At 54.7% G+C, this 12,921-nt stretch carries 12 protein-coding genes and 1 other RNA gene; 6 read left to right on the top strand and 7 right to left on the bottom strand.

From position 1 onward, the window contains the following. Positions 1-54: 54 nt before the first annotated feature. Both LN244_RS10760 and folE2 read right to left on the bottom strand, forming a co-directional pair. Positions 55-810, bottom strand: coding sequence for a TlyA family RNA methyltransferase (locus tag LN244_RS10760; RefSeq protein ID WP_239039788.1), 756 nt, complete (start codon positions 808-810; stop codon positions 55-57). Between the two features lie 55 nt (positions 811-865). Continuing rightward, positions 866-1,807, bottom strand: a complete 942-nt coding sequence (gene folE2, locus LN244_RS10755) for a GTP cyclohydrolase FolE2 (protein WP_239039787.1) — start codon at positions 1,805-1,807, stop codon at positions 866-868. A 157-nt stretch (positions 1,808-1,964) separates the two neighbouring features. Between folE2 and LN244_RS10750 the strand changes: the two genes are divergently transcribed. The 4 genes from LN244_RS10750 (at position 1,965) to alr (ending at position 5,960) form a co-directional block, all read left to right on the top strand. After that, complete coding sequence (locus tag LN244_RS10750; RefSeq protein ID WP_239039786.1) at positions 1,965-2,663, top strand: response regulator; 699 nt, start codon at positions 1,965-1,967, stop codon at positions 2,661-2,663. 468 nt (positions 2,664-3,131) lie between these two features. After that, positions 3,132-4,388 (top strand): D-amino acid dehydrogenase, encoded by a 1,257-nt coding sequence (locus LN244_RS10745; protein WP_239039785.1) that lies wholly within the window; start codon positions 3,132-3,134, stop codon positions 4,386-4,388. Positions 4,389-4,471: 83 nt separating this feature from the next. After that, positions 4,472-4,861, top strand: coding sequence for a RidA family protein (locus LN244_RS10740; protein WP_239039784.1), 390 nt, complete (start codon positions 4,472-4,474; stop codon positions 4,859-4,861). Between the two features lie 22 nt (positions 4,862-4,883). Further along, the gene (alr, locus tag LN244_RS10735; protein ID WP_239039783.1) at positions 4,884-5,960 is read left to right on the top strand and encodes an alanine racemase; all 1,077 of its coding nucleotides are present in this window, start codon (positions 4,884-4,886) and stop codon (positions 5,958-5,960) included. Here alr and LN244_RS10730 read toward each other — a convergent pair. Both LN244_RS10730 and LN244_RS10725 read right to left on the bottom strand, forming a co-directional pair. Continuing rightward, positions 5,951-6,751, bottom strand: coding sequence for a response regulator (locus LN244_RS10730; RefSeq protein WP_239039782.1), 801 nt, complete (start codon positions 6,749-6,751; stop codon positions 5,951-5,953). The genes alr and LN244_RS10730 overlap by 10 nt on opposite strands. Before the next feature lie 94 nt (positions 6,752-6,845). Beyond that, a complete protein-coding gene (locus LN244_RS10725; RefSeq protein WP_239039781.1) occupies positions 6,846-7,388 on the bottom strand; it encodes a DUF2058 domain-containing protein in 543 nt (180 codons plus the stop codon). A 109-nt stretch (positions 7,389-7,497) separates the two neighbouring features. Between LN244_RS10725 and LN244_RS10720 the strand changes: the two genes are divergently transcribed. Beyond that, on the top strand, positions 7,498-8,100 hold the full coding sequence (locus tag LN244_RS10720) for a LysE family translocator (protein ID WP_338037893.1): 603 nt from the start codon (positions 7,498-7,500) through the stop codon (positions 8,098-8,100). Positions 8,101-8,184: 84 nt separating this feature from the next. Further along, positions 8,185-8,281: signal recognition particle sRNA small type (gene ffs, locus LN244_RS10715), an RNA gene on the top strand. 35 nt (positions 8,282-8,316) lie between these two features. Here the strand turns inward: ffs and LN244_RS10710 are convergent. From LN244_RS10710 to LN244_RS10700, 3 genes are all read right to left on the bottom strand, one after another. Beyond that, on the bottom strand, positions 8,317-9,609 hold the full coding sequence (locus tag LN244_RS10710; RefSeq protein ID WP_239039779.1) for an MFS transporter: 1,293 nt from the start codon (positions 9,607-9,609) through the stop codon (positions 8,317-8,319). A gap of 165 nt (positions 9,610-9,774) precedes the next feature. Further along, complete coding sequence (locus tag LN244_RS10705) at positions 9,775-11,085, bottom strand: MFS transporter (RefSeq protein WP_239039778.1); 1,311 nt, start codon at positions 11,083-11,085, stop codon at positions 9,775-9,777. Positions 11,086-11,213: 128 nt separating this feature from the next. After that, a complete protein-coding gene (locus LN244_RS10700) occupies positions 11,214-12,563 on the bottom strand; it encodes an alanine/glycine:cation symporter family protein (protein ID WP_239039777.1) in 1,350 nt (449 codons plus the stop codon). Between the last annotated feature and the right edge of the window lie 358 nt (positions 12,564-12,921).

Genomic DNA, 12,921 nt, shown 5'->3' with positions numbered 1-12,921 from the left:
CTTTTCAGTGTGCTGGAGCAAAGAGTTTGGCGCAAGAAGATTACTGCGAGAGTATCAGGGTTGGCGTGCCCCCAGGAGAAATTCTCGGTTGCCGTCACCTCCCTTGATCGGGCTTTCGTCCCAGTAGAGTGGTTGTAGCCCCTGTTCCAGGCAGCAGGCTTCTATCGCTGTTCGAACCTGCTGATACAGCGCTTCATCGCGAACAATGCCTCCTTTGCCGATATGTTGCGGGCCGACCTCAAACTGGGGCTTGACCAGCGTCAGCAGCCAGCCGCCAGAGCGGATCAGTGGAGCCAGTGAGGGCAGAATAAGGCGCTGGGAGATAAAAGATACATCCATTACTGCCAGGTCAAAGCCTTGAGAATCAGGTGTGTAGTCTCGCAAATCGGCACCGAGCTCGCGAGCGTTGTAGCCCTCCAGGCAGATAACGCGCTCATTGCTTCGCAGAGAGGGGTGTAGCTGGTCATGGCCCACCTCTATGCCGACGACTCGTGAAGCGCCGGATTGCAGCAGACAGTCGGTGAAGCCGCCGGTGGACTGGCCGACATCAATGGCGGTCAGCCCTTCAGCGTTCAAGGACAGGGCCTTGATGATGTGCTGGAGTTTGAGGGCGCCACGAGAAACAAAGTGATCTTCTTCGCGAGATTCCACTTTTAATGGGGTGTCTTCAGCCAGCTTGAAGCCAGGTTTGTTGAGCGTTTGCCACTGACCGAGCCTGGCCTGAACGCGGCCATCCTTGATCAGTCGCTGGGCGCGTGTACGTGTATCGGCCAAACCCAGTTCGACCAGAAGAATATCCAAACGCTGCATCTGTCTTTCCCCGATGAATCCAGCGTCATTATACAGGACTGGCGCCATGCGCATATCAGCGCAACAAAAGCGGTGTAAACCCGTCTGGCAGTCCTTTGGTGCAAATGGCAACCGCATCATGAGCGTGAAGGCTTTCATGGTGCTCAACCCGAACCCAGAAGTCGTACCAATACTCATCGGCCAGCAGTGACTGCTTGAGGCGTCTGGCCGCATCCTCGCAGAACATCTGGTTGCTTCCGTTCAGAGCGGCAAATGCCTGTTCATCCTCGCGCTTTACAGCAGTTTGCACCGCGGTCTGTAAAGCGGTTTCGGCACTGTCGATCAGACTTTTCAGAGGAAGCTCAAGCCAGTTCTGAGGTTGCAGTCTGACCCTGATCCTTGCAGTGCTGCGCTGGCTGTGAGGAGTGGCCAGACTGCCATGCTGTTCAAGCCATTGACTTATCTGTTCAACAGAGAGCTCTGCCAGTGATGAGAAATCCTGCCTGAAGGCCTGTTGCAGCAACTGGCGTGAAAGTGCCGAAGAACAGGGGCAGGTCGAGGAGTAAGGAATGTCGACTGCCAGCTCAACAGTCAGCTGCTGTGAACGAAGTCGGGCATCAATAATGACGGGGTAAGACTTCCAGCCAGTGAAGCTGCTCTTAAGGGCGCGTCGCTGTATGGGAAGGTCAAATTGGATCCTGACAGCGGCGGTTCGGCTCGTGTCCTTGTGGCTGGTCAGTGCCTGGGTGAGAACCTTTTCAAGGCTCAAACGGTTGAGCAGGGCGCTGGAGAGCGTGTCCTGAAGTGCAAGATAGAGACGAGACATGTGAATGCCACGGTGATGGGGTTCACACAAATCCACATGAATATCGACCTTTGCAGTCACTGAGTGCAGTGTGTCAGTCTGGAACTGTAACGGCAGGTCGATGCCGCTCATGCCGACCCAGTCCAGTGTATGTGCTTGATCGGATTGGGTTTGATGGGCAATGTCAGGCAGGGTGTGGGCAGCGGTATTCATGATGTATGTAGACTCCTTTTGTTATTTTATAACATAATTAATATTATTCTGCCCCGTTGATTTCACTGGATTTTTCTTATTTACTGGTGGATTTGTCTTTTGCAAAAGTTGAGCGAAGGATTAACATAAGTGGCTGGAGCCAAGGAGAGTGTCGCAGGTGTCGAATCAAGATCTTTGTACCAGTCGCAAGGCCGCTGAGCTGTTGGGGGTGACGCCTCGTACCGTGCAGTTATGGGCTGACTCGGGCATTTTGCAAAGCTGGAAAACACCTGGTGGGCATCGTCGTTTCAGTCAGAGTGCCATTGAAGCCTTGGCTGCTGATATTCGAAGTGGCTCCTTGCGTCCGGGAGAACTCAAGAATCGCGATAACGTCTCATCCGGGGAGCGCATGCGCAGCTCCGATTCCGTGCTGGGGCTGACTCAGTCCTCTGAGGGTGTTGGTCAGCAGGCTGGAGTGGACGATACCCGTGTACGGGTGCAGGTGATTGAAGATGAGGCCAGTTTGCAGCGCCTCTATGCCATGACGTTTCGCAACTGGGGATTGCCCATTGAACTGAAGCAGGCAACGGACGGTTACCAGGGGTTGCTGGAACTGGGGCAGTTCGATCCGGAGCTGTTGGTGCTGGATATCAATCTCCCCAATATCGATGGTTTCAATATTGTTAAAGCACTGGAGCAGCAGGGTATGTTGGACCAGATGCATCTGATCGTTGTGACTGCCCTGAATCGGGACCAGGTGCAGCGCAGGCTTGATGGGTTCAGCTCCGGCATTGAGGTCTTGCCCAAACCAATTCCTTTCCAGCGCATCCGTGAGAGGATCGAAGAGATTCTGGTAGGAAGGGAAGTTTTTTCTTGATTTTCGATTTCCGGTTCCCTATATTCGGAAAAAGCGGAACTGATTGATTCCGTTTCTATGGCCTGAACGGCTATGTCAGTAAGGTGGGGGCCATCTGATGTAGCTTAATAGGGCCACTCCCTCCACGCTTTCTCTGTTCTCTGTTCTCTGTTCTCTGTTCTCTGTTCTCTGTTCTCTGTTCTCTGTTCTCTGTTCTCTGTTCTCTGTTCTCTGTTCTCTGTTCTCTGTTCCTGAATGCCTTCTCGCTCAGTCATGGCGCTGTTATGACGTCTGAATTCGTTTTGCGATTGGCGCGGTTTTCCGTCTAAAGACTATTTAATGCTTGCGGCAATCGTGCGCGGAGCTTCTGGTGTTTTCTGAAAATAAACAGAAATAATTACTAAATAAATATAAAAATACAGTAATTAATTTTGCATTTTTTGCATAAGAATAGCGTTATCTTTTGGATATGTCATGCAAGGTGCTGTTATGCGTATTGTCATTCTTGGAAGTGGTGTGATCGGGGTAACCTCCGCCTGGTACCTGGCGCAAGAGGGGCATGAAGTGGTGGTGGTTGATCGCCAGCCTGAGCCTGCGATGGAAACTAGTTTTGCGAATGCCGGTCAGATATCTCCGGGGTATTCTGCGCCCTGGGCTGCGCCAGGAGTGCCATTGAAAGCGATCAAGTGGATGATGCAGGATTTGGCTCCTTTGCGAGTGGCACCGAGACTGGATCCGGTCATGCTGGGCTGGTTGAGCAAGATGCTGGGTAACTGCACTCAAAAAGCCTATGCGCGCAATAAGTCACGCATGCTGCGAATCGCCGAATACAGCCGTGACTGCCTGATTGAGCTGCGTAAGGAAACCGGGATTGAATATGACAATCGTGCCAAAGGGCTGATTCAGCTGTTTCGTTCTGAAAAACAGTTGGAAGCATCGGCCGATGATATCCGTATCCTTGAGTCCTGCGGTGTTCGCTATGAATCGCTCAGTGTTGAGGAAATCATTCAGCATGAACCGGCGCTTCAGCATGTGCGCGATAAGCTGGTGGGTGGTTTGCGCCTGCCGGGGGATGAAACCGGTGACTGCTTCATGTTTACCCAGAGCCTGGCTGAGCGCTGTCGCAACCTGGGGGTGGAATTCCGTTTCAATACCGAAATTCGCAAGCTGAACGTTGAGCAGGACAGGATTGTTGGTGTCGAGACCGATACGGGGCTGATTCGCGGTGACGCCTACCTCGTTGCCCTTGGCAGCTACAGTCCTGAACTGCTGTCGCCTCTCGGTATCAAGGCCCCGATCTATCCGGTTAAAGGATTCTCTCTGACGATACCGATTACAGATGCCAGTCGTGCACCTGAGTCCACGGTCATGGACGAGACCTACAAGGTTGCGGTAAGCCGTCTGGGCGATCGTATACGTGTTGGTGGCACTGCCGAGCTGACCGGCTTTGATCTGTCGACACCGGAGAGTCGTCGTGCCAATGTGGAATTTGTGGTCAATGACCTGTTTCCCGGCAGCGGTGACCCCTCTGCAGTTGAACTGTGGACCGGTTTGCGCCCCATGACACCGGATGGTACGCCGATCCTGGGCGCTACGTCCTATAAGGGCCTGTACTTGAATACCGGTCACGGCACATTGGGCTGGACCATGTCGATGGGCTCAGCGCGCTACATCAGCGACATCATCTGTGGCAAGACACCTGCGATTGATACCGAAGGTCTGGCGATAAGCCGTTATAATCGCTGAGCAATATAGCGTTTTCTTGGCAAGGTGGTGGCACTGCACCATAGTGTGTCACCCAACATAAATTTGAGATCAGGAATAACAGAATGTCCAATCGAAGCATCATCAAAACCGACAAGGCTCCAGCGGCTATCGGTACCTACTCCCAGGCGGTCAAGGCTGGCAACACTGTATACATCTCTGGCCAGATTCCGCTGGACCCTGCCACCATGGAGATGGTAACCGTGTCCTTTGAAGCTCAGGCGGTGCGTGTTTTCGAAAACCTCAAGGCAATTGCCGAAGAAGCAGGCGGTTCTTTGGGTGAGTGCGTCAAGTTGACCATCCTGCTGTCTGACATGGGGTTCTTCCCGCAGGTCAACGAAGTGATGGCACGCTACTTTGATGAGCCCTATCCGGCACGTGCGGCCTTCGCAGTCAAGGAGTTGCCCAAGGCCGCGGATATTGAAATTGACGCCATCATGGTCCTCAAGGACTGAGTACAGAGGTTAGTGCAACGCTATGAGTCGCAAGGTCCGTGCTGACATCCATCTGGATGCGATTGTTCATAACTACCGTCTGGCAAAAGCGCAGGCACCCGGTGCTCGGGCTGTTGCTGTCGTCAAGGCCAACGCCTATGGACATGGTGCTGTCCCCGTTGCGCGGAGACTTGCGGCTGAAGTCGATGCCTTTGGTGTGGCCTGTATCGAGGAAGCACTCGAGCTGCGCGCGGCGGGAATTACCCAGCCGGTTGTATTGCTTGAGGGTTTCTTCGATGCCGATGAGCTGCCGGTGATTGCCCGTGAGGGCTTTTGGCCGGCGCTGCATTCGGAGCATCAGCTCGAGTGGCTGGAACAGGCTTCTTTGCCTCAGGCGATTCCTGTCTGGCTGAAAGTAGATACCGGGATGCATCGACTGGGCTTTGAGCCGGAGGTCGTGCCGGCAATGGTGGCGCGATTGCGTGACTGCTCTTCGGTATCCGATGTGTTGCTAATGACTCATTTTGCCTGTTCCGATGAGCCGGAGCATGGCATGACCGAAGTCCAGTTGGCACGTTTCAGCAAGTTGATAGATGAACTGGGTCTGGCAGCAAGTTTGTCCAACTCTGCCGCGGTTATGGCCTGGCCAGAAGCTTATCGGCAGTGGCTGCGCCCGGGAGTCATGCTTTATGGTGCGACACCTTTCGAACAGTCGAACGCTGTGGCGGACCAGCTGCAACCGGCAATGACGTTAAGTTCAGAGATCATTGCTGTCCGTGAAGTGCCTGCTGGAGAAACCGTCGGCTATGGGGCGACCTATCGCTGCGATAAACCCAGCCGTATCGGCACCGTTGCCATGGGGTATGGAGACGGTTATCCACGTCACGCCCGTACGGGGACGCCCGTGGTGGTTGAAGGGCAGAGGACCGCTTTGGTCGGCCGTGTGTCCATGGATATGTTGACCGTGGACTTGACCGACTTGCCCCAGGCGGGTGTTGGCTCCCGGGTGGAACTCTGGGGAGGTCAGCTGCCTGTGTCCGACGTTGCTCGCTGGTGCGACACCATTCCGTACACGCTGCTGACGTGTCTGACCCCTCGCGTGCCTCGTTTCTATGACTGATCCAGCAGCTGGATCAGGATGCGTTTTACCGATTCCGGTTCGAAAGGTTTATCCGTCAGTGCGTTAACACCGGCATGAGCAACCTGGCTCAGGTGGGCTTCGTTGGCTTCCGATGTGACCATCAGGACCGGCAGGTGGGCGTGCAGCTCCGAATGGCGGATAAACTCGGTGAGCTCCAAGCCGTTGACCTCGGGCATATTATAATCGGTGATGACCAGGTCAACCGTTTCCTTTGCCAGTACCTGCATGGCATCTTTTCCGTCTTCTGCTTCCAGTACGTGGCGGATGCCCAGGTTCTCGATGACACGTCTTATCAGGTTTCGTGCCATCCGGCTGTCATCTACAATCAGGATTCTCAGGCTCTCGACATCATAATGCTCGAGTTCCAGATGGTCCTGATCAAGGATGTCCAGGGTAGCATTGAGTGCTGAGCCAAGGTGTTGGCGGTTGAAGGGTTTCGGCAGGATGGCAATGACCCCAGACTGCTTGAAAACCTCGAGCTGCTTCTTGCGTGTTTCGCTCGAAACCAGCATGAACGGGATCTCTGCCAGCTGTGGCAGGCGGCGCATGGCGCCCAGTAACTCAACTGCACTTCCATCGTCGAAATGAAGAGCACTGATGACAAGGTCCGGAGTAACTTTCAGCATTCTGTCCAGCGCTTCATGAATCGAGTCAGCGGTGTCGATGGCGGTAACCTGCTCATCGCGAAGCTGTTGAATCATGATCTTGCGCTGCAGTGCAGAGGGTTCCACAAGCAGTATATTGAGTTCGCTGATGCAGAGAGTACTCATGCGCTATCCTTGTAACCGAGAGTAGGGGCAGAGACTAGCAGGTGTCGGGTAGTGAGGACAGTCTCGGACCTGATCAGGATCAGGTCCGAGTGTTTTACCACATGAGGTCGTCTGGAATGACGTAGTCGGCGTAGGGATCGTCCTCGGCAGGAGTATCATCTTTCGGGCGTGGAAGGATCACATCGGCCTGACGCTGCTCGACACGCTCTACAATCTCTGTGGGCACAAGATGGTAGCTGCCATCAAGAAAAGCGATGCGTACCTGCCCGCGCGCGAGGCGATCGATCAGCTTCTGATCAAGATAGAGATGATGGATCTTGCTGCCATGCGCAAAGTTGTAACGCAGCTCAGCATCTTTAGGCAGTTCAATACGGTGAGCCTCAACCAGCTGACGTACTTCTGCCTGAGCTGCCTTTTGGGCTTGCTCCTGCTGTCGCTTCTGATTCAGTTCGCGGTCGCGTTCGGCTTTTTCCTTGCGGGCCGCTTCCAGGGCGATCTGTTGCTGCTGCTGTTCATCGACCGCCTGACCGGAACGTTTCTGTTTTGTCGTTTTACGTTTATGCTCTTTGGCTTGTTTGGCCTGTTTTTTGTTGGCCAGACCTGCCTTTAGAAGCTGGTCCTGCAGTGAGCCTGCCATCGTGGTTCCTCGAATCTGGTGCTCGGTATTTCGGAGCAGGACTATAGCACAATGCCTGCGGGTGAGCAGTGGGCCGATATTGAGCTGAAAGGAGTTGCCTGTGTCATTTATGTTGTGGATGTCGCTGTTACTGATATGTGTACTCGGAGCCATGTCGCCGGGGCCCAGCTTGGCGGTGGTCTTGAGGCAGACGGTCAGTAACGGCAGGGGGCATGGCATTCTTGCAGGCTGTGCTCATGCCTTGGGCGTAGGGCTTTGGGCTGCAATGACAGTTTGGGGGCTCGGTGTCCTGGTGAATGAGTACCATCTGCTCTATCAGGTGATCACCTGGCTGGGGGCTGCCTATCTCATTTGGCTGGGCATCAATGCCCTGCGCTTTGCGGCAGCGCCTGAGCTTGAGGCCGATGCGCGCACGAAGGAGACGCTTTGGCAGGCGGCTCGCTCGGGTGCGTTGATATCCCTGCTTAACCCAAAGCTGGCCGTGTTCTTTACTGCGCTGTTTTCCCAGTTTGTCACGGCCGGTCAGACGCTGAGTGATCAGATGATTCTGGTCTTGACCGCCACGCTGGTGGATGGTGCCTGGTATAGCCTGGTGGCCATACTGTTCTCTCAGCCGCGACTGCTGATATGGCTTCGTCGTCATCTCAAACGGGTGGAGCAATTGACCGGAGTGGTTTTGATCGGACTTGCGCTCAGGGTCGCAATGCCTTGATCCTGTTTGCATTTCACCAAGGCTATGCTTATACTGCGCGCCTGTCTTGTTGAGACAGGGCGCAATGCCACTTTATGGTGGCCCTGTTGGTCCTCTCGCAACGATAACTCGTGAACCTGGTCAGGCCCGGAAGGGAGCAGCCACAGCGAGCGACTCGTGTGCCGGGATGTGGCTGGCGGGGCTGCCTCCAATTTACTCACCCTCTAATCCATCTTTTTATCCCTTGCTGCTATCAGTTATTCGGTACGCTTTGGCTTGTGCCTGGCCTTTCAGAATGTCGACTCTCAGCAGAATGTAGCCGCCGGCAATAAACAGAACCAGCAGTGACAGGATGCCGACTCGATTGCTTTCCGACAGTATTGCAACCGCACCAATCAGTGCTGGGCCCAATACGGCCGCAAATTTCCCCATCATGTTGTAAAAACCGAAAAACTCGGCTGTGTACCCGGGGGGAACCAGGCGTGCGTACAGGGAGCGGCTTAATGCCTGTACTCCGCCCTGGACGAGGCCGATTACGATTGCCAGTACGTAGAATTGCCAGGCTGAATCCATAAAGGCACTGAAAATGGTCACCAAAATATAGGTGACAAGCGCGATCAGGATGCCGAGTCTGGCGCCCAGTCTGTTCCCTATACGACCGAACTGAATGGCCGCCGGGAAGCCGATGAATTGAGTAATCAGGAGTGCCAAAATCAGGTCTTTTGTGTCCAGTCCTATGGATAAGCCGTAGTCCAGAGCCATTCTGACGATGGAATCCACACCGTCGATGTAGAGCCAGTAGGCCAGCAGAAACTGAAAGGTCTGTGGCAGGAGAGATATCTTTTTCAGGGTCTGTCGCAGCTGATTAAAACTTGATTTCACCACACGAGAAAAGTGGATGCTTCGCGGCGTGGGTTCCCGTACATACAGCACCAGTGGCAGGGTGAAAATGATCCACCATAGTGCGGTCAATATAAACGCCAGCCTGATGGCAGAAGTGCTGTCGCTCAGCCCAAAGGATTCGGGGTGCAGGGTCATCCAGACGTTCAGGCTGAATAACAAGCCGCCGCCAAGATAACCCAGTGCAAACCCCAGAGCCGATACCCTGTCCAGATCCTTTTCGGGTGAGACAACGGTCAACAGGGCATCATAAAAAAGATTACCGCCTGAAAAACCGATGACAGCGGCTATATACAGGCAAGCGGCTTGTAGCCAGAAGCCCTGTTCGACCCAGTAAAGTCCGGCTGTCGAGATTGAGCCGAAACTGGCAAAGATGAGCAGCAGCCCCTTGCGCCGCCCCAATTGATCGGCGATGGCACCCAGAACCGGTGAGAGCAGGACAACGATGATGCTGGCGATGGAGTTTATGACGCCCAGGTAGAGGGTGCTATCAGTGGCGGCGGCTCCCGCTGCGTAGAACTCCTTGAAAAACAGTGGAAAAAAACCGGCCATCACGACAGTGGAAAATGCACTGTTGGCCCAGTCATAGAATGCCCACCCCCAGATTGATTTTTTGTTATCAGGGATCATTGTTGTCCTTTTGGCCCTTGTTCAACGGGACGGGAGCGCTTTGCCTTTCCTGGCATGCTTTCCTCTCGATATTGTGGTCCAAAGGGGCTTGTCTCGCTACCAGCCTGCAAAGGGGGCTTTGGGTCAGGTCCATCCGACCTCAATGTTGAACAGGTGTCTTCACACTCAGTCTTCGACCTCAGACAAAAAGTAGGCCGATACCGCACCCAGCATCCCCAGTAGTGAGAGTACGAGAATCAGAGCCGGTGCTGTCAGTCCACTCAGGGCACAGCCCAGCCCGATCAGCAGTAATACGACGCCAATAAAGGTATTACTGACTGATACATAGTCTGTGCGCCTGTTGCCCGTTGCCATGTTGACCAGATAGGTTTTTCGGCCGATGCGCACGCCTTCGTGTGAGATTGTGAGCAGAAAATAAAAGGCCGGAAGCAGCCACAGGCTTGATAGAAGCTCGGGAGTCCGGGCGGCGATCAGGTTGATTGTCAGTCCCAAGGTGGCTGCGATCAGCGCTGAAACGATCATGACCTGTCGGCTGGAACGGTCGGCAAACAGTCCCCAGAAGGGGCCGGATATCAGGCCGGCCAGTCCGCTGGTGATCACAAAAATGCCCAGTGTCAGAGTGACCGACTGGTAGTCACCTGACAGGATCACATAGTAGGGGGCGGAGAGTGCCGTACACAGCAGCAGTGAGCGGGTCAGTACAAAGTGGCGAAAGGGACGGTCTTCCTTCAACAGCTTCAACTTGCTGAAGGCATGCAGTAAACCGTTGATGCCCCCATCGGTTTCGCCGGGGCTCTCTTCAACACGTGCGAAAAGAGCAGATGCCATCAGCCAAAAGGTGCCACCCAGTGCAATGAAGGCAGCATAGAAGAGTGCGTCGGTATCGGTCTGACTGCTTTGGCCTCGAAGGTAAAGCATGAGTCCAGTCATCAGCGTAATGGCTCCGGCAAGGCTGGAGGCCAGGCCGCTGAGTCGGCCGCGTTTGGGTTTGGGGATGGTTTTGCCGATCACGTCCTTGGACGCTACCGAACACAGGCCTCTTGCCAGGCTGAAAGCGATCAGTAACACAATCACCGTCCAGCCGGCTGCAGCACCTTGGAGCCAGAACAGGCTCAAAGCGATAGCGAGCATGCAAACTGCTTGCACGACGGAGCCCAGTACCCAGACATGTTTGCGAATTGCCAGACGGCGGACATGGTTGGCGATCAGAAGCTGAGGGATCAGCGAGCCTGACTCACGGATCGGGACCAGAAAGCCGATCAGGTACAATGGGGCGCCTGCCTGCTGCAGTAGTGCCGGCAGAACGACTTTTGGGTTGGCAAAGGCATCGCCCAGCTTGGTCAGGAACTGACTGAACAGGATACGGGCAAAATTACCCGGAACCTCACGGCAGGCCTCAGGGCTTATATCCTTACAGGCGCGGGCATCTTCTTCATTGGCCAGTTTTGTATAGAGATTATCGACCAGCTTTTCCATCACGCGTCCTTGAGTCGTGCTAACGAACATCTATCCATACATTAACACAGACACCAGAAAAGCCTTTTACAGAAAGAAAAACGCCCCGGGAGAGTCACTTGCCGGGGCGTTTGTTTGTGGCGTTATGCTTAATGTTTGTTGAAGTATTCTCTGGTCAGTTTGAACACGACCGGGCTCAGCAGCGCCAGTGCAATCAGGTTGGGAATCGCCATCATGGCGTTCAGGGTGTCGGCGACCAGCCAGACAAAATCCAGGCTCAGTGTCGCGCCCAGCGGGATTGCGATGATCCAGAGGACACGATAGGGCGTCACGGCCTTGATGCCGAACAGGAACTCCACGCAACGCTCACCGTAGAAGGACCAGCCGATGATGGTGGTAAAGGCGAAGATGGCCAGGGCGATGGCGACAAGGTAGTTACCGACGGACGGCAGTGCGGTCGAGAACGCCTGACTGGTCAGGGCTGCACCGGACTCACCGCCGGTCCAGGCGCCTGAGCTGACGATGACCAGACCGGTGATGGTGCAGATGACCAGTGTATCCAGGAAGGTACCCAGCATGGCAACCAGGCCCTGACGAACAGGGTCGTGGGTCTGAGCGGCTGCGTGGGCGATCGGCGCTGAACCAAGGCCCGCTTCATTGGAGAAAACGCCGCGTGCTACACCGAAGCGAATGGCAGCCCATACGGCTGCGCCGGCAAAGCCGCCCTGGGCAGCAATCGGTGAGAAGGCGTGAGTGAAGATCAGGTCAAGCGCCTGAGGCAGCAGGTGTGCATTGATGCCCAGTACGACCAGGCCGGCGACCAGGTAGGAGATCGCCATGAAGGGAACCAGAGCGCCTGCGACGTGACCAATGCGCTTGATGCCGCCGATCAGCACAGCGCCGACGAGTACCGCCATGACCACGCCGCTGACCCATGTGGGAATTTCGAAGTTGGCATGCAATACATCGGCAACCGAGTTGGACTGCACGGTGTTACCGATGCCGAAGCCGGCGATGGCGCCAAAAATGGCAAAGAGTACCCCCATCCAGGCCCAGTTTTTGCCAAGGCCGTTCTTGATGTAATACATGGGGCCACCGACATGCTGGCCTTTCTCGTCGGTTTCACGGTAACGAACCGCCAGTACAGCCTCCGAATATTTGGTGGCCATGCCGATCAAGGCCGTAATCCACATCCAGAACAGGGCGCCGGGGCCGCCCAGGAAAATGGCGGTGGCCACGCCTGCGATATTGCCGGTACCTACAGTCGCCGACATGGCGGTCATCAAGGCTTGAAATGGCGGAATTTCACCTTCCTTCTCATCGCCGGATTCGGCGGTGCGACCGCTCCAAAGCAGTCTGAAGCCTGTGCCGATCTTGAGTATCGGCATCAGTTTGAGACCGATCGACAGGAACAGCCCGACGCCGAGTATCAAAACCAGCATCATCGGACCCCAGACAATTCCGTTGATCGCGCCAATCGCGGATTCAAGGGCTTCCATCAGTGTGTACCTCCATCAGGTGTTCTTGTTTACCGAACGCGAAGTTCGAGGCAGCGCCGGGTGCGTGCATCGAAAGGGAGCATATTCGCGTCGTATGGTTGACAGGGTTGTCGACCAGTATGCAGCAGAAAATATGCCAGCGAACGGTTTGTTGTTATTTTTTCCTGAATCGTTAGTGAAAAACAGGATTAAAGTCTATTCAAACAAAAAAAACAGATAAAAGAACCGATTGAAATCTCAATGTGTCTTTTACCGTGGGTGTGGCAGGGCCTTCAGGAATCCCGTATGGGTTCCGTATGGCGGCAACGAGCAGAATATGCACTAAAGCTGGGCATTGAGAGAGGCCAGAGCGGATGGG

Origin of the sequence: Marinobacterium sediminicola, assembly GCF_022343685.1 — a bacterium.
GTDB classification, from domain to species: Bacteria; Pseudomonadota; Gammaproteobacteria; order Pseudomonadales; family Balneatricaceae; genus Marinobacterium; species Marinobacterium sediminicola.
Note: the sequence above shows the minus strand (reverse complement) of the source record. Positions and strands in the feature narration are given on the sequence as shown.